At 63.3% G+C, this 18,140-nt stretch carries 16 protein-coding genes; 5 read left to right on the top strand and 11 right to left on the bottom strand.

Features of this window, described 5'->3' with window-relative positions:
• Positions 1-14: 14 nt before the first annotated feature.
• Positions 15-986 carry an AAA family ATPase gene (locus OVA00_RS02200; RefSeq protein ID WP_060521798.1) on the bottom strand — a complete coding sequence of 324 codons (972 nt, stop codon included), beginning with the start codon at positions 984-986 and terminating at the stop codon, positions 15-17.
• Positions 987-1,263: 277 nt separating this feature from the next.
• Between OVA00_RS02200 and OVA00_RS02195 the strand changes: the two genes are divergently transcribed.
• From OVA00_RS02195 to OVA00_RS02180, 4 genes are all read left to right on the top strand, one after another.
• The gene (locus OVA00_RS02195) at positions 1,264-2,229 is read left to right on the top strand and encodes a formylglycine-generating enzyme family protein (RefSeq protein ID WP_268087804.1); all 966 of its coding nucleotides are present in this window, start codon (positions 1,264-1,266) and stop codon (positions 2,227-2,229) included.
• Positions 2,230-2,306: 77 nt separating this feature from the next.
• A complete protein-coding gene (locus tag OVA00_RS02190; RefSeq protein WP_034799720.1) occupies positions 2,307-3,338 on the top strand; it encodes an HAD family hydrolase in 1,032 nt (343 codons plus the stop codon).
• A gap of 447 nt (positions 3,339-3,785) precedes the next feature.
• Positions 3,786-4,046, top strand: a complete 261-nt coding sequence (locus OVA00_RS02185; protein ID WP_060586085.1) for a hypothetical protein — start codon at positions 3,786-3,788, stop codon at positions 4,044-4,046.
• A gap of 233 nt (positions 4,047-4,279) precedes the next feature.
• Positions 4,280-6,046, top strand: coding sequence for a tetratricopeptide repeat protein (locus OVA00_RS02180; RefSeq protein ID WP_268087800.1), 1,767 nt, complete (start codon positions 4,280-4,282; stop codon positions 6,044-6,046).
• Positions 6,047-6,065: 19 nt separating this feature from the next.
• On the opposite strand, the gene OVA00_RS02175 is transcribed toward OVA00_RS02180, so the two are convergent.
• The 10 genes from OVA00_RS02175 to OVA00_RS02130 all read right to left on the bottom strand — a co-directional run bounded on the left by OVA00_RS02175 (position 6,066) and on the right by OVA00_RS02130 (position 15,078).
• Entirely contained in the window at positions 6,066-7,091 is a 1,026-nt protein-coding gene (locus OVA00_RS02175; RefSeq protein WP_268087798.1) for an NADP-dependent oxidoreductase, read from the bottom strand.
• A 170-nt stretch (positions 7,092-7,261) separates the two neighbouring features.
• Positions 7,262-8,623: an O-acetylhomoserine aminocarboxypropyltransferase/cysteine synthase family protein gene (locus OVA00_RS02170; RefSeq protein ID WP_090296025.1), complete on the bottom strand. Its 1,362-nt coding sequence runs from the start codon at positions 8,621-8,623 to the stop codon at positions 7,262-7,264.
• 45 nt (positions 8,624-8,668) lie between these two features.
• A complete protein-coding gene (locus tag OVA00_RS02165; protein ID WP_268087797.1) occupies positions 8,669-9,706 on the bottom strand; it encodes an isopenicillin N synthase family dioxygenase in 1,038 nt (345 codons plus the stop codon).
• 435 nt (positions 9,707-10,141) lie between these two features.
• Positions 10,142-10,378 (bottom strand): hypothetical protein, encoded by a 237-nt coding sequence (locus tag OVA00_RS02160; RefSeq protein WP_034799160.1) that lies wholly within the window; start codon positions 10,376-10,378, stop codon positions 10,142-10,144.
• Between the two features lie 119 nt (positions 10,379-10,497).
• Entirely contained in the window at positions 10,498-11,223 is a 726-nt protein-coding gene (locus tag OVA00_RS02155; protein WP_034799163.1) for a TfuA-like protein, read from the bottom strand.
• Positions 11,220-12,467, bottom strand: a complete 1,248-nt coding sequence (locus OVA00_RS02150; RefSeq protein WP_268087796.1) for a YcaO-like family protein — start codon at positions 12,465-12,467, stop codon at positions 11,220-11,222. The genes OVA00_RS02155 and OVA00_RS02150 overlap by 4 nt, the downstream gene beginning before the upstream one ends.
• Positions 12,468-12,474: 7 nt before the next feature.
• Positions 12,475-12,696 carry a hypothetical protein gene (locus OVA00_RS02145; protein ID WP_034799164.1) on the bottom strand — a complete coding sequence of 74 codons (222 nt, stop codon included), beginning with the start codon at positions 12,694-12,696 and terminating at the stop codon, positions 12,475-12,477.
• A 32-nt stretch (positions 12,697-12,728) separates the two neighbouring features.
• Positions 12,729-14,333 carry an SARP family transcriptional regulator gene (locus OVA00_RS02140; RefSeq protein ID WP_268087795.1) on the bottom strand — a complete coding sequence of 535 codons (1,605 nt, stop codon included), beginning with the start codon at positions 14,331-14,333 and terminating at the stop codon, positions 12,729-12,731.
• Positions 14,281-14,601: a hypothetical protein gene (locus OVA00_RS02135; RefSeq protein WP_268087793.1), complete on the bottom strand. Its 321-nt coding sequence runs from the start codon at positions 14,599-14,601 to the stop codon at positions 14,281-14,283. Before OVA00_RS02135 ends, OVA00_RS02140 begins: the two co-directional genes overlap by 53 nt.
• A 27-nt stretch (positions 14,602-14,628) precedes the next feature.
• Positions 14,629-15,078, bottom strand: a complete 450-nt coding sequence (locus OVA00_RS02130) for a helix-turn-helix domain-containing protein (RefSeq protein WP_034799168.1) — start codon at positions 15,076-15,078, stop codon at positions 14,629-14,631.
• Between the two features lie 427 nt (positions 15,079-15,505).
• On the opposite strand from OVA00_RS02130, the gene OVA00_RS02125 reads away from it, so the two are divergent.
• Positions 15,506-18,097: an SH3 domain-containing protein gene (locus tag OVA00_RS02125; RefSeq protein WP_268087792.1), complete on the top strand. Its 2,592-nt coding sequence runs from the start codon at positions 15,506-15,508 to the stop codon at positions 18,095-18,097.
• Positions 18,098-18,140 lie beyond the last annotated feature (43 nt).

Below are 18,140 nucleotides of genomic sequence, written 5' to 3'. Positions count from 1 at the left end.
GCGAACCTCCATCCTCAGGCGACCGCGACGAGCTCGACGATGCGGTCGATCACCTGGTTGGCGGTGGTGCCGCCGGCATGCGCTTCGTAAGAGAGGACCAGGCGATGGCGAAAGACATCGTGCACGGTCGCCTGCACATCGTCGGGCGTGACGAAATCGCGGCCGTTCAACCAGGCGTGCGCCCGCGAAACCTTATCGAGGCCGATGACGCCGCGCGGGCTCACGCCGACCTGAAGCCACTTGGCCAGATCCTTGTCGACCTTGTCGGGATAGCGCGTCGCCATCACCAGCGCGACGATGTAGTTCTCGATCGCTTCGGAAACGGTGATCGCCGATATTTCCTTGCGTGCGGCAAAGACCGCGTCCTGGGCAAGCTTTTCCGTCGCATGATTGTTGGATTTGGCGTTGGTTTCCTCCGAGCGCACGAGCCGCATGATGTCTGCCTCTGAGGCTGCGTCCGGATAATCCACCTGGATGTGCATGAGGAAGCGGTCCAGTTGCGCTTCGGGCAGCGGATAGGTGCCTTCCTGCTCGATCGGGTTCTGGGTCGCCATGACCAGGAACAGATCGGGCAGCACATGGCTCTTGCCGCCGATCGTGACCTGGCGTTCCTCCATCGCCTCGAGCAGCGCCGATTGCACCTTGGCCGGCGCCCGGTTCACCTCGTCGGCGAGGATGAGATTGGCGAAGATCGGCCCTTCCTGGAACTGGAACGCGCCCTTGCCGCCCTCGGAAAAATAGATCTCGGACCCCGTGATGTCGGCGGGCAAGAGGTCGGGTGTGAACTGGATGCGCGAAAGCTCCGCATCGAGGTTTTTGGCCATGCTCTTGATCGCTCGGGTTTTCGCAAGTCCGGGCAGGCCCTCGACCAGCAGATGGCCGTTGCTGAGCAGCCCTAGCAGCAAGCGCTCGATCATGCCCTCCTGGCCGATGATCGCTTCGCCGATGCGCTTGCCGAGTTGTTGGATATCGTCGCGTGCACCCATGAAGTCCTGCTCCCTTGCCCCGCCGGCAACATCAGTCGTCATGAACTTTCGCGAGAGCTTATTGTTAAATCAGGCCAATTGGAAAGAACGTAACAGTAACGAAGGCCTGAGCGGCGATGGCGGATACCTCTTGTGGCACGCGGCCTGCGCCCCGAGGGCTTTGGGCGATTGCGTAACGGTTACGTACTTTGGGCAGCGGGCATTTGGCGCTAACGTGTGCAGACCGTCCGCGCGCGTGCTAGCCGACGGTGCCAAGGGAGATCAGAGCCACATGCAAATGTCCCCGAAAATGCCCCTTGTCGACGAAACGCCGGCGGCGATCAGCGCCCGCGAGCAAATCTGGATCGAGGGCGGGGCCTTTCTCATGGGTTCGGACAAGCACTATCCGGAGGAAGCGCCGGCCCATCCGGTGAAAGTTGACGGCTTCTGGATCGACGTCACGCCCGTTACCAACCGGCAGTTCGCCGCCTTCGTCGAGGCGACCGGCTACGTGACCGAGGCGGAGAAGACGCCCGATCCGAAGGACTATCCGGGCGCGCTTCCGGAAATGATGCGGGCGGGTTCAGTGATCTTCGACCCGCCGAAGCGGGTGACCAGCAACAGTCCTTCGCAATGGTGGAACTTCAAGTTCGGCGCCGACTGGCGGCGGCCCTATGGGCGGCAGAGCAACATCCGCGGCAAACTCGACCATCCGGTAGTGCAGGTCTCCTACCTCGACGCCAAGGCCTATGCCGCCTGGGCGGGAAAGGACCTGCCGACGGAGGCCGAATGGGAGTTCGCCGCGAAAGGCGGGCTCGAAGGCGCGGAATTTGCCTGGGGGGACGAACTGGTGCCCGAGGGACGTTTCATGGCAAACACCTGGCACGGCATGTTTCCGACGGAAAACCTGAAGCCCGACGGCTTCGAGCGGACCTCGCCGGTCGCGAGCTTTCCCGCCAATGGCTACGGCCTCTACGACATGATCGGCAATACCTGGGAATGGACCAGCGACTACTGGTCCACCCGCCACCCTGCGCCGGCGCAAAAGAGCTGCTGCATACCCGCCAATCCGCGGGGCGGGGACCGGGAAGCGAGTTTCGATCCGCGGCAGCCGACGATCCATATCGCCCGTCGCGTCGTGAAGGGCGGATCCCATCTCTGCGCGCCTAACTATTGCCGTCGGTATCGTCCGGCGGCGCGTCACGCGCACGAGGAAAACGCGGCGACGACCCATATTGGGTTCCGTTGCATTCGGCGGCCCTGATCCGGCCGGAGGACTTGAAAACCGTTCCGCCAGGAGGATGGATGATGACGGCAACAGCGATGCGTTTGGGGTTCGTGATGGACGAAAGGGCTTGCAAACCGCGGCTTCGCGCAAGGCTCGCTGGCCTGTTGCTCGCGTTCGTTGCGGCCTTCGCCTCACCTGTTGCCCTTGTGGCGGCCGATGCGCCGGCCGACATTCTGCCCTCGTGGAACGATGGCGAGGCGAAAAACGAGATCGTCGATTTCGTCACACGGGTCACCAGCGAGGGCAGCGCCGATTTCGTGGCGCCGGCAGAGCGGATCGCCGTCTTCGACAATGACGGCACGCTGTGGACCGAGCAGCCGAACTATTTCCAGGGCATGTTCGCCATCGACCGCGTCAAGGCGATGGCGCCCGAGCACCCCGAATGGAAGGACAAGGAGCCTTTCGCATCGCTGCTGAAGGGGGACATGGCAGGCGTTGCCGCCGCCGGCGAAAAAGGCATCGTCGAGTTGGTCATGGCGACCCATGCCGGCATGACGACGGACGCGTTCACGAAAACGGTCACGGATTGGTTCGCGACCGCCCGGCATCCGCGCTTCGATCGCCCCTATAACGAGATCACCTTTCTGCCGATGCGCGAGTTGCTCGATTATCTCAGGGCAAGCGGCTTCAAGACCTATATCGTCTCGGGCGGCGGCATCGAATTCATGCGGCCGATGACCGAACAGATGTATGGGATCCCACCCGAGCAGGTGGTCGGCAGCAGCATCACGACGAAGTACGAACTCGACGGCGACGCGCCGGTGCTGATGCGGGAGCCCAAGATCGACTTCATCGACGACGGTGCCGGCAAGCCGGTCGGGATCAACACCTTTATCGGCCGCCGCCCGATCTTCGCTGCCGGTAATTCCGATGGCGACTATGAGATGCTGCGTTGGGTAACGGCGGGGTCCGGCCCGCGTTTCGGCATGATCGTTCACCATACGGACGGGGAGCGCGAATGGGCCTATGATCGGCAATCGCCTGTCGGCAAGCTGGACAAGGCGATGACCGAGGCCGAGCAGCGGAACTGGCTTCTGGTCGATATGAAGAACGACTGGCGCAAGATCTACGCCTTCGACAAATAGGTGGCTGCACGGCTGGCGCCGTGCGCCTCAGCGATCGATGTTGGGGCGAGGGCCGAGTGCTAAGCGCGACTTTAGCGCGGGGCCGTGGTCGACTATCGTCGCGCGGACGATGGTGCTCTTGCTCGTCTTTCCCGCCGCGGAACATCTCTCAACACCGATCGCGATATCGCGTGTGCCGCCTGTGCGGCTGCTGACGGCCCGAATCATGGGATTCGAGGCGAAGATTGCCAAGGTGCCGGCAATCCGGACCAATGTTACTGTTACGTACTTCCGAAAATCGGCGTTCGTGCCACTTTTCGCTCAGGGGAGAGGTAAGCGAGGGGCGGATTGGCCACAAGCACCGACCGGCGAGCCGGCCCCCCGCCCGCAACGGTGTCTGGTCGTCGCTGACACCTTGGGGAATGCAAAGGCATGAGCATCGATTGTCGTTCAAACGGATGGTAAACCATGCCCAGCGCAGCCTCTCAACGGGGACTACTGAAGCTTATGCTCAGGCTGCCGGCTCTGCGCGGCCAGTTGCAATTGCTCTGTGCCAAGAACCAGTCCCTGGAAAGCCTCTGCGAAGCCTATGAGGAAGCGAGCTCTATGCTTGACCGGCAAAGGCGTCTCGCCCCTCTGGATCATTCGATGATCTCGGAGTATGAATTGATCTGTCGCGAGATCGAAGAAGAGGTCATTTCCGTCTGTATCGCCGATACGGGGACGTGAGCGTAGTCCGTTGTGATTAACAAATAGCTCGCTTGAGCTTGTCAGAGCGACGAAAACCCCACAAGAATTCTATGGGAATGATCGGGCGTTCCTGTTCCAACTTAAAATGATTCAATTCTTCGATGAAAATATTTTGTGACGGTGCGATATTCTTCTTTCCGCCACAGAAGCTCTCGTCTAGAGTTCGCCTCGCGTTGCACTCTCTTTGGGGTTGTGGCAGTTGGGAGCGCATCATGGAAGCCAGCAGAAATGCGGGTCAAACGAACTGCATTGCCGTTGCAGAATGCGAGGCGCGAGCCGCCCTTGAGCGCATTCTTGCCGACAGCCAGTTTCACGCGACCGAGCGTCATCGCAAGCTGTTGCGGTACGTGGTTGACGAGTTTTTCGCTGGCCGTTCGGGCCAGGTGAAAGCCTACACGATCGCCATTGACGTCTTCGGACGGCCCGCCTCCTTCGATCCTGCGACCGATCCGATCGTGCGTGTGGAAGCGTCGCGCCTGCGCGCGGCCCTGGCGCAATATTACGAGGCGCTCGGCGAAAGAGCGGAGCTTCGCATCGAGCTGCCGAAAGGCAATTACGTTCCGCAATTCGTGATCAGCGGTGAGCCTTTGAGAGGGGTGCTCGAGAGCACGACGCCGGTTGCTGAGGCGGCAGCCGAGCAGCCCATCGAGCTCGCGATTGCGCCTGCCGTTCTTGCCCGCAAATGGCGCCCGCTTGCGGGCTTCGCGGCACTTGGAACCGGCGTGGCGGTCATGGCCGGGGCCTTCTACGTGTCCATTGCCGACCACCTTCCCTGGCAGCCGGTTTTCTCGGCCAAGCCGACGATCGTCGTTGACGTGCCGACGCGGCAGGGTGCCGACGACGACGTGCAGAAGAAGGCGGGTGACTATCTGGTCCACGCACTCTCGCAGTTTTCCGCCGTCCGCACCCTTGCGCCGGTCTCGCCCGCGGGTGTCGACGTGGCGTCGATAACCGGGTGGGTTTCGTCCGCGCCGCCGGTCAAGCTGCAGGGCAGCAAGGAATACAGGCTTTCCATCGCCTACAGCACCGACGAGCGCCGGCATGAGGTCTCCTGGCAGGTGATCGATGTGCAAAGCAACGAGGCGTTGAGGTCCGGCAACTCGAAGGTGGCGCTCGACAGCGGCGACGCGCAGGAAATACAGGAAAAGCTGCTTTCTCGTCTGGCCCTTTCGCTTGCCGGCGAAGAGGGCGTCATTGTCAGTCTGGAGGCTGCGCGGCAACTGGTGACGCCGTCGATCGGCTTCGGCTGCGTGCTTCAGGCGGATGTGGCACTGGCGCGGATCGACCCTGAGGGACTGGTTTCGGCCCACGGCTGCCTTGAAAAATCCGTCGCCTACCAGGCCGCCGACGCCGATGTTTTGGCGAGCTTGGCGATGGTGTTGGTGGCAACCGGTGAAGCGAGCGCCGCGCCGACGGTGGCTGAGCGTGCGCTGAAGCTCGCCGACAAGGCCGTTGCGCTGGCACCGCAATCGAGCCAGAGCTACGTCGCCCAGATGCAAGCGCGCTTTGCAGCCGGCGACAGGGAAGCGGCGTTCATTTCCGGTCGGCGCGCGGCGGCACTCAATCCGCTCGACGACGCCATTCCGGCGCGGCTGAGTCTGCTGCTTTTCGTCAGCGGCGCCTATTCGCAAGGGGTGAATCTGGCCCGTGTGGCGGATGCCGGCAGCGAGTATCTTCACCACGATGCCGCGCTGACCCTGGCGCTCGAAGACTACCGCAGCGGCCGCTACCGCGAAGCGCTGAGGCGCGCACGCGAGCTTGCCAATCCGGCGGACATGGCGGTCAATCTCCTACGCGTGGCAGCGGCAGGCCAACTCGGCCTGACGCGGGAAGCGACCAGCGCTTTGGACGGATTGCGCCTGAACGAAACGCGCGCGTCGCAGTCGTACGATACGGAACTGGTCGCTCGAGGCTACGCGCCGGACCTGATCGCGTTGCTTGATGACGGTCTCGCCAAGGCCGGCTTCGCCCAGCAGTAAGGCCGGGCCCGAGCCCCTTTTAGTTTTCGGCGGCGACCCGGATCACCAGCTTGCCGAAATTGCGGCCGTCCAGCAGACCGATGAAGGCTTCCGGCGCATTCTCGAGCCCGTCGACGATGTCTTCGCGGTAGCGGACTTCGCCGCTTTTGATCCAGCCGGCCATCTCCTGATAGAAGAGCGGCCTCTGATCGGCAAACTCGCGTTGGATGAAACCCCGGATGAGCAGGCTCCGGCTGAGCACTTCGCGCATGACGCCGGGCAACCGGTCGCTCCCGGCTTGCGCGCCTGCGGGCTGGTTGTAGTGCGCAATCAGGCCGCAGACGGGCACGCGAGCGAAGTCGTTCAACAGCGGGAACACCGCATCCCAGACATGACCGCCGACATTCTCGAAATACACGTCGACGCCTTTGGGGCAGGCGGCGGCGAGCTGTTCGGCGAAATCAGGCGCGCGATGATCGATCACCGCGTCGAAGCCGAGCGTGTCGCGAACGAAGGCGCATTTGTCCGCACCGCCGGCGATCCCGACTGCGCGCGCACCCTTGATGCGGGCAATCTGCCCGACCGCCGAGCCGACGGCGCCGCTTGCAGCCGCCACGACGACCGTTTCGCCCGGCAGCGGTTTGCCGATCGTCAGCAGCCCCGCATAGGCGGTGAAACCGGGCATGCCGAGAATGCCGAGTGCCGTCGAAAGAGGTGCGGCCGCCGGATCGAGCTTGCGCAAGTCAGTACCACGCGACAGCGCATAGCTTTGCCAGCCGGAGTGGGAAAGAACGAAATCGCCGTCGCTGAAATCCGGGTGACGCGAGCGGAGGACGCGGGCGACCGTGCCGCCCTCCATGACAGCGCCGATCTCCACCGGCTTGGCATAGGAGCGGCCGGCATTCATGCGGCCGCGCATATAGGGGTCGAGGGAAAGGTAGAGGATCTTCAGGAGAACCTCGCCTTCCGCCGGCTCCGGGATAGCCGTTTCGACGACGCGGAAATCGCTCGGCACCGGTTTTTCGGATGGCCGCGCGGCAAGCAGGACCTGGGTATTCTTGCTCATAGTCTTTTCCTCCTGTGCGTGTCCCGATGCCCCGCGGCGGCTGACGCGCGACGAGAAGCTCTTTTCGCATGAAACGAAACAAAGGCCTACAGACGAGTTTTGAGCCACAAACGGCTCCGCGGGCTCGCCCCTGCGGACGAGCCCGCGGAAAATGCGAAAGCGTCTTACGCTCAGGCGGCGTCGATCGCTTGTCTGAGATCGGCGATGATGTCGTCCGAATGTTCGATGCCGATCGAAAGCCTGACATAGCCGGGCGTCACCCCGGTCTTTAGCTGGTCGATCTCCGACAGCTGCGAGTGCGTCGTCGTGGCTGGATGAATGGCCAGTGAGCGCGCGTCGCCGATATTGGCGACATGGTAGAGCAGTTTCAGCCCGTCGATGAAACGCCGTCCCGCCTCGCGACCGTCCTTCAGCTCGAAGCCCACGAGCGCGCCATAGTGGCCGTTCAGCAGATATTTCCCGCCGCGCGCTTTTGCCTCGCCATCCTGGAACTTCGGGAAGATCACCCGCGCCACCTTCGGGTGGGTGCGGAGGAACTCGGCCACCTTGATGGCATTCTCGTTGTGCTGCCGGATCCGGAGCGGCAGCGTTTCCAGACCCTGGATGAACTGGAATGCGTTTAGCGGGCTGATCGCGGCGCCGAGGTCGCGCAACAGCACCGCGCGGGCGCGCAGGATATAGGGATGAAACGCGATCGCGGCCGCTTTTTCGAGCCAGGTCTTGCCCTGGTAGCTCGGGTCAGGCTCGTGCAGGTTCGGATGGCGCGCCTCATGCTCGTGCCAGGGAAACTGGCCGCTGTCGATGATCGCGCCGCCGATCGAGGTACCGTGCCCGCCGATGTATTTTGTCGTCGAATAGACGACTACCGCAGCGCCGTGGTCGAAGGGCCGGATCGTCAGCGGGGCCGCCGTGTTGTCGACGATCAGCGGAATGCCGAAGCGCTTGCCGATCTCGGCGACCTCGGCGATCGGAAAGACTTCGAGCTTCGGATTCGGCAGGGACTCGGCATAGTAGGCACGTGTCCGGTCGTCCGTCGCCCGGGCAAACGCCTCGGGATCAGCCGCATCGACGAAACGAACCTCGATGCCGAAACTTTTCAGCGTGGCGGCAAACAGCGCCCAGGTGCCGCCATAAAGGCCGGCGGCGCTGACGACGTTGTCGCCGGAGCGCGCAAGGTTCAGGAGCGCGAAGGCCGATGCCGCCTGGCCTGAGCCAAGTGCCAGCGCGGCTGCTCCCCCTTCGATCTCCGCCAGCCGCTGCTCAAACGCGTCTTGCGTCGGGTTGGAAACGCGGGTGTAGAGATGCCCCGGCGCCTCCAGCGCAAAGAGCTTGTCGGCGCCGTCGGTGCCGGGCAGTTGATAGGAGGTCGTCTGGTAGATCGGCACGGCGACGGCGCCGCTTGCCGGATCGAAGCGATAGCTGCCGCCGTGGAGCGCCAGCGTTTCGGGATGCAATCGCCCGCCGGCTTCGCGCAGGCCGTTCGGCGTCTTGATCTCGACTGCCGGTTCTTCCGGCTTCTGATGGATCGTCATGCCATTTCTCCTTGGCTCTCAGGTTGATCGGCGCTGTCCGGTTGATCAGGCGGGCACAGCCGCCTTTGGCTGCTCCAGCAGGTCTGCGTGGTGCGCGGCGGCGACATCGGGGTGCGAGCGCAGCCGGGATTTCAGCACGTTGCGGCCGACCTCGTGGAAGAGCGGGTTCTGCGGATCCTGGGTGACGCCGCGGACCTCGGCTGCAAGCTGTGGCGGGAGATCGAGCACCGGGATGGTCGAAGCGAGATTGGCGCCGAGGAAGAAGGCGACCGAGAGCCGATCGCCGCCAGCTGGCGGCGTTACCACCCGGTGGATGTTGGCGAGCAGATAGCCGTTCGATGCCAGTTCCAGGAGTTCGCCGACATTGATGACGAAGGTGCCGCGCTTCGGCGGTGCGTCGATCCAGCCGCCCTTGCCGTCGTCGACCTGCAGTCCGCCGACCACGTCCTGCAACAGGATGGTGACGAAGCCGCCGTCCTTGTGGGCGCCGACGCCCTGATCGCTTTCGGTCTTGTCGCGGCCGGGATAGCGGATGATCTTGAGCAACTGGTTGGGGCCATCACGATAGATCGGCCCGAAGACATCGGGCTTCTGCCCGAGCGCTTCGGAGAAAATCTCGATCAGCCGGATACCGAGCCCGGTGACGGCTTCGATATAGCCAAGGATCGCAGGCTTCAGTTCCGGCAAGGCGTCCGGAAACTGGTTCGGGCCGACAAGCCGCTTCCACGGCGCATCGCCGGACGCGATATTGAGGCTCTGGCGCTCGGGACCAAAGTCGACCTGTTCGCGCCAGTCCTGCGTGCCGCGCGTGTATTCGAGGCCGGCGCGATTGTAGCCGCGGAAGTGCGGCGACTTGCGCATCTCGATCGCCCGCTTGTCGTCCTCCGGCAGCGCGAAGAAGCGGCGCGAAAGCGAGAGAATGCCGTCGATTTCGTCCTGCGGGATCCCGTGGCCCTCGAGATAAAAGAAGCCCACCGAGCGGGCAACGCTGCGCAACTCGTCGAGCGCTGCGGCCCGCTCGGGGTGGCCCGCCGCAAAGCGCGAAAGGTCAAGGACGAGCAGGGTTGGATTTGTCTTGCTCAAGCCGGTCTCCCTTTGTCGTTCAGGCGGTGGGCCAGTCGATAAGGCCCTGCGCCGGTTCGCACATGATGGGAGAAGCCTAACCGGAGGTGGCTCGCTCACTCAATATTGTCTATGGAAATTATGGACTAAATTTCACCGAAAGCGCGAAGCGGGCTTTCGAACGGAACTGGTTTGCGGGGAATATCCGTCCCGGCCGTCTGTTTTACGGATTCCCTGAGCTGTCTCATGCGTGCGAGAGCAATGATCGTTCGGCGACGAAATCCGCTTGCGGCGAAGCGCGGGGAGCGGCAGACGCTAGGCCTAACAACGACCAAAACCCCGCTTCGCCTTCGGCCAAACGGGGCTATTTTCGTGTCATCGCTCAATCGCAAAGCCACCGGTCCGCGCAGGCGGACCAATCGCGGGATGACGGCAATCCCAAAAGCGGCGTGGAACTCAGCAGCGGCCGAGGCTCGGGCGCGTCAGCAACTCGTTGGTCAGATGCGCTCTCTGGCTGCCGCAGTCCTCGGCCTCCTTGAGCAGCGATGCGAGCGCGAGTTCGAGACAGTATTGCACGCCTTCGACGTTGAGGGTCTTGGCGGAGTCGCGCGCATAGGTGACAAGACGAGCCAGTGCCAAGAGCTCCTTTTCCTTGTCTTCCGGTTCTACCGGCACAGCAAATGAAGATAGCATAATTTTCCCCAGCTTCCTTTGGATCCGCAGATCCAGCCCACCGTGGCCAATCATAGCGTGACTTCGCGGCATTGCGCGTGACATGAGCGTGACACACGTTGTATGTGAAAACCACATCCTTAAGATGAAGCGTCAGGTTGACCGAACAACCTCTTCCACATGCTGGTAGAATTGAATTTCCAGCCTTGCGATGCAACCGTCCGTTGGGTTGGCGCGTGTCGCAGTGCGTCCAGTAAATGTCGCGCGTCGATGCCCTTCTGGTCGACATATTCGCTCGCGAGCAGCGCGGTGAGACGGGCGGGGTCCGTCCCCGCCGGCAGTGCAACGCGCGCGACGATGCCCGCCCAGTTGCGCTCCTTGTAGAACATGGCGGACGCCGTCGCGCCCATCGATGCGATGAGCGCTGGGTCAAGGGCTTGGGTCTGCGAGAGGCGCTTGAGCGTCGCATCGACGTTGACCAGCGGGAGTGTCAGCGGCAGATAGCCGAGTTCGGCCGGGCCGTGGATCAGCGCAACGTCGGCGTCGTCCACGCGGGCTCCTTCGGCGTATTGCCGGTAGATCTCGCCAATGCCGACCATGCCGAAGGGCGCGCATTCCACCGCGCGCAGCGCGCCCATGCTGGCCGCGCCGAAGACCTGCACGCCCAGCGACAGCGCATAAAGGATTTCCTTGTGCCAGACGGGCGCAACATTCTCGAAGTTGCCGTCGATAAGCCCGATCGCGGTTGCACCGCCCTCAACTGCGCGCAGGACGTCGCCCTGAACGGCAGGCGGGAGGATTAGGACGCTCTTGTCCGCCGCGTTTCGTGCGTCCGGCAGCGTCGGGCCAACAAAGACAACGTTCATCCGGCCTCCAGAGCACGGGCGAGCGCGCGTTCTCCGAAGCGACGCTTGCGCAGGCCGTCGGGATTCTCGAGGGCCGGAACGATGACCTTGACCACCGAGAAAGGTGCAACGCCTTCCATCAGCGGAACGACGACAACCGTCCGGATGCCAGCCGCTTCAAGCCGCAGCAGTACGTAATCGAGCAGCGCCTGAGGCCCGGCCGGGGCATCGGGGGCCGCCACGCTTGTCCGGAGCGGCACGGCGGCAAACAGGCCTCGCGTTTCCTCGGGAAGGTCGCGGGTGAAGGTTTCCGGAAACACATCGTCGCGGGCGCCGCTGATATAGGTAAGCCGCGACTGGGTGGCCTCGGTCACGGCACGGATGGCGGCGCGCCGCGCCACGGGGTGGGCACCGTGGCCGATCGTGACGTCGTGATAACGCGGCTGCCTGGCCGAGAGAATGCCCGCTTCGGCGAGGGTTGCGGCATAACAGGGGATGCCGATGTCGCTGGTCATGTCGAACAGGCGCAACTCCAGACCTGAAGAGGCGATCCGTTCCGTAAGGGCATCGAGGACAGGATCCTCGAAACTTCCCGGATCGATGCAGCTTCGGTGCTTGCCGTTCAGCGGCAGCATTCGCCACAGCGTTTCGGCGTCGCGCTCGATGCGCTCGAGCAAGCCGTGCAGGGTCGCCTCGACCTCGGTGTTGCCCGAGGCCAGGCCATCGGAGGACTGCCAGTAACGATAACCGACGATCGTCCGGTCGAGGATTGTCGCTTCGCGCGGAACCCAGGTGGTTGCGCCGTCAAAGAGGTCGAAGCCACGGAGCCAGTCGATCGTTTCGTCGTCCTGAAGGTCCGCTTGCCCCGCCGAGATGAGCCCCGGCAGATGCAGCGTTCGATCGCCCGTTTCGGAAAGAGCCCGGCTGGTGGCCGTTCTTGTCGGGGCCGACGGCGCGCAGGCCACTGCCCGCTCGATCGCCTCCATGGCCGCCGAAACCTTGGCGTCAACGTCGGTGATGCCTTTTCCCTGGTTGATGACGATCGATCGGGCGTTGGGCGACACGGCGCTCCACACGGGAATGCCGAGCCGGTCGAGGCCGGTCAGCCGCGCAAGCCGGGTGACGCCGAGCGCCGGCAGGAATGCCTCGATCCGCCGGAACGTTTCTTCTGGCGGGCAGGCGCGATCGCTGTAGGAAAGCGGCTCGGCCGCCGGACGGCTGGAATGCTCGTCCGACGGCCGGCCAGTTTCAGCGGCTTGTGCCACGCGTGGACTAGCCGTCCATGAACCCGCCGGAAACGGAGCCGGACGAGGCCGCAACCACGGCGAGATTGACGCCCTTGTGCACCATTGCCCCGCTGTTGTTACGCAGGTCGTTGGCCGCAGCCAGCGGCCCCTGCGTCGGCGTTGCGATCTGCGAGACCGTGCCCGCATCCAGATCCGCAACCCAAAGCCGGTTGTCACCCGCCAAACCGATCACCACTACTTTTGCCATTTTCCCCTCCTGGCCGTTGCTGATGTGAGAAATCAGAAGCCCGCCTTGCGCAGGCCCTCGCAATAATGAACGCGCTGCCATTCTTCCCTAAAGGGAACGATGGTCATCCACTTGTCGAGATCAAAGTCCGGATGCACGTCGAAAGTCTTACGGACGAACTGGCGCGCTTTTTTCCGGTTGCCGAGCATGCCCCAACTTGCCGCCGACAGCCGGTCGGCAGGGGTCGGATCGCGCATGCGCTCGATATAGGCGATCGCCTGCTCATACTGGCCAAGCGAGTAGCTGGCGCCGGCCGCGGTCCAGAAATATTCGTCCGGCGCAATCGGGTTGAGATCGATTGCTGCCTGGATCTTGCGCAGGCCACCCTCGGGGCGCGAAGCTTGCACCAGCGTGTCGGCGTAGCTCGCAATCACGTTGGCGTGCTGAGGGCTCAGCGCCTCCGCCTTGTCATGGTATTCCATGCTCTCGTCGAACTGTCTCAAGTAGAGCTTGACGACGCCAAGCTCGCGATAGCCCGTTGCCAGCGTGTCGTCGGCCACCACCGCATCGCGCGCATGCCGTTCCGCAAGCGCCAGCAGCTCTGCGTCGCCGCGGGCTGTCAGCAGCCACTCGAAAAAATAGCTGCGGGCGAGCCCGCTCATCGCCGGCGCAAAGCCGGAGTTCTCATAGAGCGACTGGCGGAAACTCTTGCGCGCGCGCCGCAGTTCCGGAAGGTTGAGCTGCTTGAGATAGCGCTGTCCGAGCAGGAAGCTGCGGTAGGAGCCGACATTGGTCTCGTAGGTCTGGCGATGGGTCTCGTTGCGCTCCACCTGGTTGGCGATCGCCAGTGCGATCTGGCGGGCAATTTCCCGCCGTGAGGCCATCAGCCCGTCGCCATCGAGATTGAAACGGTCTGCCCAGATCACTTCGTCATTGGCAAAGAAGATCAGTTGCGTGAAGAGCGTCAGCCGGCTGCCTTCGTCGGTCAGGCGCGTGTCGAGAATGTAGCTGATGGCGTGCTTCTGGTAGGTGCTGGCCTTGTCTGCCTGCAGGCTGATCTGTGCGGCCGTGTAGGGCGCGATCACCGAAACCGAGCGAAGCGCGCAAAGCCCGATCGTCACGTCCTCGATCAGGGCGCTTGCAAATTGTGTTGCCGGACTGTCGACCGCGCCGTTGTTCGGCGGCAGAAGGACGACGCGCGGCGGGCGCGAGTCGGCTGCCGGCTCCGACGTCGGCGCGATTATCGTCGAGATCGACCGCAATTCCGGCCTGCTGATCGCGATCGCGCCGCCGCCATTCGAGACAGCCCGCGCTTCCAGATGGTAGCCCTCAAGCTGAAACGCCTGGGTCAGGATCTTGCGCACGTCCTCGTCGAGCGGGTTGCGCTCGAGCAGCCGGGTCGCTGCCGCCTTGACCAGCTTGCGATGGTTGTTCGTCGCCTCCGCTGCCGCGAGAAGCAGGCTTTCGCGCAGCAGCGCCATATGCTCGCCACGCTGCCGCTCGATCCAGCCATGCAGCGCCTGCCCCTGGGACTTCAAGTCCTTGAGGAAGTCTTCCTGGAAGGTTTCGACGGCCCACTGGAGACGGGAAAGTGGATCGCCCGCCTCACGCCCGATGGTATCGAGGTCGCTCTTGAGCCGGCTGGCGTCGAGGCGCACGGTCCGACGGCGAGAAACACAGGAAGTGACAGCCGAGTTCTTCCTGGCGCGCGCTGATGCGGGAGATCGTCTTGCGCAGATTGACGAAGGCCTGGCTCGGGACGATCTCGTCCCAAAGGAGCTTGGCGACATCGTTTCTGGACTTCTCGCTATGGCCGCCGACGATGAGATGACACAGGATCAGCAGACCCTTTTCGGGAAACGCTACCTCACGCCCGCCGTTATCGACGAGCCGCAAGCGCCCGAGGGTCTGCAGTCTGAATGTCATCCGGTCATTCCTGTCGGGCGCGGGTGCTTAGCCGTGCAGGTCCTGAGCGTGGCTCGTGCTTGAGCGGACGGTCTCGGTCTCCGGCGTCTGGGCAACGGCGGCGACCAGCGAGATGATCTTCTTGCGCAGCACCGGGTCCGTGATCTTCAGGAAAGCGCGGTTGAGCGCGATCCCTTCCTTCGACGAAACGAAGGACGAGATTTCGCTCGGCTCGCGTGTTGTGTCGCCGTTGCGTGCGCCGGCAGGGTCTTCACCCTCCTGGAAGAAGAAGCTCGGGTGCACGCCGAGGATATCGGCGATCGCCTGCAGACGGCTCGCGCCGATGCGGTTGGTGCCTTTTTCGTACTTCTGTACCTGCTGGAATGTTATCCCGAGACCGTCGGCCAGCTTCTCCTGGCTCAGTCCGGCCATCAACCGACGCATCCTGACGCGGGAACCGACAAAGACATCGATCTGGCTGGGGGCTTTCGTGTTCACTTGTATTTCCTCCGCACGTAGGAGTGGGCAAATCATACATATGAGTTTGCTTGAATAAATGACTCTATGCAATCACTACGGGCTAAAACACAAAGATTTGCGACGCTTTAATGAATTTGCCCGGGGAGACGGGATAGCGACCGTCGCGATCGGGACAGAAGCGGGCAACCTGAAGGACCGGGGAGGGGCGGTGAAACGGCATGCGCCCCTGCGGCGCTCCGAATCGTTCCGGTATCCGGCATTTGCTGCGGCACGTTCCGCTCCGTTGTGTCTAACTTCTCGGTGACCCGTTACGGTCGCCGTTACTGTTACGTACTTGCGCTTTGGTGATGGGCAAAGATGTCTATGGCTCAATCAGTTCCGGTGCCAGCTTCGGCTTCAGTCGTTGCGGGCGCGGGTCGGCCGCCCGGGATCTCGGAGAACCGTAATGCGCAGACTGACACTCGCCTTCACCCTCCTCGCGATTGCCGCGGTTCCGGCGCAGGCCGGGCCGGCAACGACGAGCGCCTCAGTCAATTTCCGGGAAGGACCGGGAACCGGCTTCAACAGTCTGGGGACGATCGCCGAGGGAACCGAGGTCGATGTCAAGGAATGCGACGATGCGGGCACCTGGTGCGCGGTAAGCTTCAATGGCCAGAACGGCTTCGTGAGCGGCAAGTACCTGAACGATGCCGATCCCAAGGGGCTCGGTTGGCCGCGCGCCTACAAGACCGATAGTGGCGCGACCATCACGCTCTATCAGCCGCAGATCAACGCCTGGAAGGATTTCACCGAACTCGATGCGCTGATCGCCGCCGAATACAAGCAGTCCGACGACGCCAAGCCGATCTTCGGCGTGGTTGGCGTTACCGGCAAGACCGATGCCGACAGCGCCTCCGGCCAGGTCGTCGTTTCTGATATCAAGATGACCGAGATCAACTTCTCCGTCCTCGACCGGAAGGAACTGGCGGATCTGACGCTCGAGGTCGGCAAGCTGATGCCGGTCGGGACGATCACCATTTCGGAGGACAAGCTGACGGCGAGCCTCGCCGACTACCAGCGGCTCGGCAATGTCGAGGGGTTGAAGGCCGACGCGCCGCCGATCTTTATCAGCAAGAAGCCGGCGATCCTGGTGCAGACCGACGGCAAGGCCGTGTTTGCCCCGGTCAAGGGCGTCGAGGGGCTCTCCTTCACGGTCAACACCAATTGGGATCTGTTCAAGGTCGAGGCTGACGCCACTTATTACCTGCGCAACGACAAGTCATGGCTGCAATCGAAGGATCTCGCCTCGGGATGGCAGTCCGCCTCGTCGCTTCCCGACATACTCAGCAAACTGCCGGACGACGACAACTGGAAGGATGCCAAGGCGGCGATCCCGCCGCAGGCGGACAAGGTGATCGTGCCCGACGTGATCTATTCGGACAAGCCGTCGGAACTGCTCGCCTTCGACGGTGAGCCGAAACTCGAACAGGTGCCGGGCACCGGTCTCAAGGTTGCGACCAACACCGAGAGCGACGCCTTTTACCGTGACGCTGACTCAAGCTGGTACATCCTCGTATCCGGTCGCTGGTTCGCGAGCACCGCGCTCGACGGCCCCTGGACCTTCGCGACGCCCAAGCTGCCGCAGGACTTCCAGAACATTCCGCAGGATGCCGCCTATTACACGGTGCGCGCGTCCGTTCCCGGTACCTCCGAAAACGCAGAGGCGCGGCTGAAGGCGAGCATTCCCGAAAAGGCGCGTGTCTCGCTCGATGGCTCCGTCACGGTGGACGTCGCCTATAGCGGCGACCCGAAGTTCGAAACGATCGACGGGACGTCCCTGACCTACGCGGTCAACACCAACGAGACCGTCATCAAGGTCGGCGACAAGTATTTCGTGCTCAAGGACGGGGTCTGGTTCGTCGGCGATGCACCGACCGGGCCGTTCGCTGTGGCAAAGGCGGTGCCGGACGAGATCTATACCATCCCGCCGTCGTCGCCGATCTACAATGCCACCTATGTGCGCATCTACGATACCGAGCCCGACGCGGTCTGGTTCGGCTATACGATGGGTTACCTGGGTGCCTATCTCGCCTGGGACACCTTCGTCTACGGCACCGGCTGGTACTATGACGACTATTGGGATTACGGCTGGGCCGGTGGCGGTTACTGGCCCTATTATCCACGCCCGGTAACCTATGGGGTCGGCGCCTTCTATAATCCGGCCATCGGTACGTTCGGCCGCTATGGATATGCCTACGGGCCCTATCGCGGCATTGCTGCCGGTGCGGCCTACAATCCGCGCACGGGCACCTATGTTCGCGGCGCGGCCGGCTACGGACCGAACGGAGACCGCGGCTTCGTCGCCGCCTACAATCCGCGCACCGGCAACGCGGCGATGGCTCGCGGCGGACATAACGTCTACGGAAGCTGGGGCACCGCGGCCGTCAAGCACGGGTCCGATTTTGCCCGCATCAGCGGCGGCTCGACCGCCAATGGCGCCGGCGTCAATTGGCGCACGTCGGACGGGAACCATGGCTTTGTCGCCGGCGGCAAGGGCGGCGACGTCTATGCCGGCCGTGACGGAAACGTGTATCGTCGTGACGACGGACAATGGCAAAAGCGTACGCCCGACGGTTGGCAGCCAGTCCAGAAGCCTTTGATCCAGGATAGGACCAAGGCGGGCGAGCAATTCTCCGCCAATCATCCGGATGCAGCGGAGAACATCAACCAGAGGATCGAGACGCGGCAGCAGGCCGGCCAAGGTGTGGCGCAGGCTGCCCGCGAGCGTGCCCCCGACCATCTGGCGATCGACAATATCGGCCGGCAGCTCGGCAACCAGCGCAGCTTCGAGCGGCAGTCGTTCGGTCAGCGGCCGCTGAATTTCCCGACCGGTGGCGGTGGCGGCTTTGACCGCCCGGGCGGCTTCGGGGGCGGCGGCTTTGACGGCGGCGGTTTCCAGGGTGGTGGTGGATTTGGCGGTGGGGGTGGCTTCCATGGTGGAGGCGGTTTCCACGGAGGCGGTGGGTTCCACGGTGGCGGTGGCTTCCGTCGCCGCTGACCGCGTCGCATTTGGCGTTGACGCAACAGCCCGGTGGTATGTT

It is taken from the genome of Ensifer sp. SL37 (assembly GCF_026672675.1).
Taxonomy (GTDB): Bacteria; Pseudomonadota; Alphaproteobacteria; order Rhizobiales; family Rhizobiaceae; genus Ensifer; species Ensifer adhaerens.
This window is presented reverse-complemented; position numbering and strand designations above follow the sequence as displayed.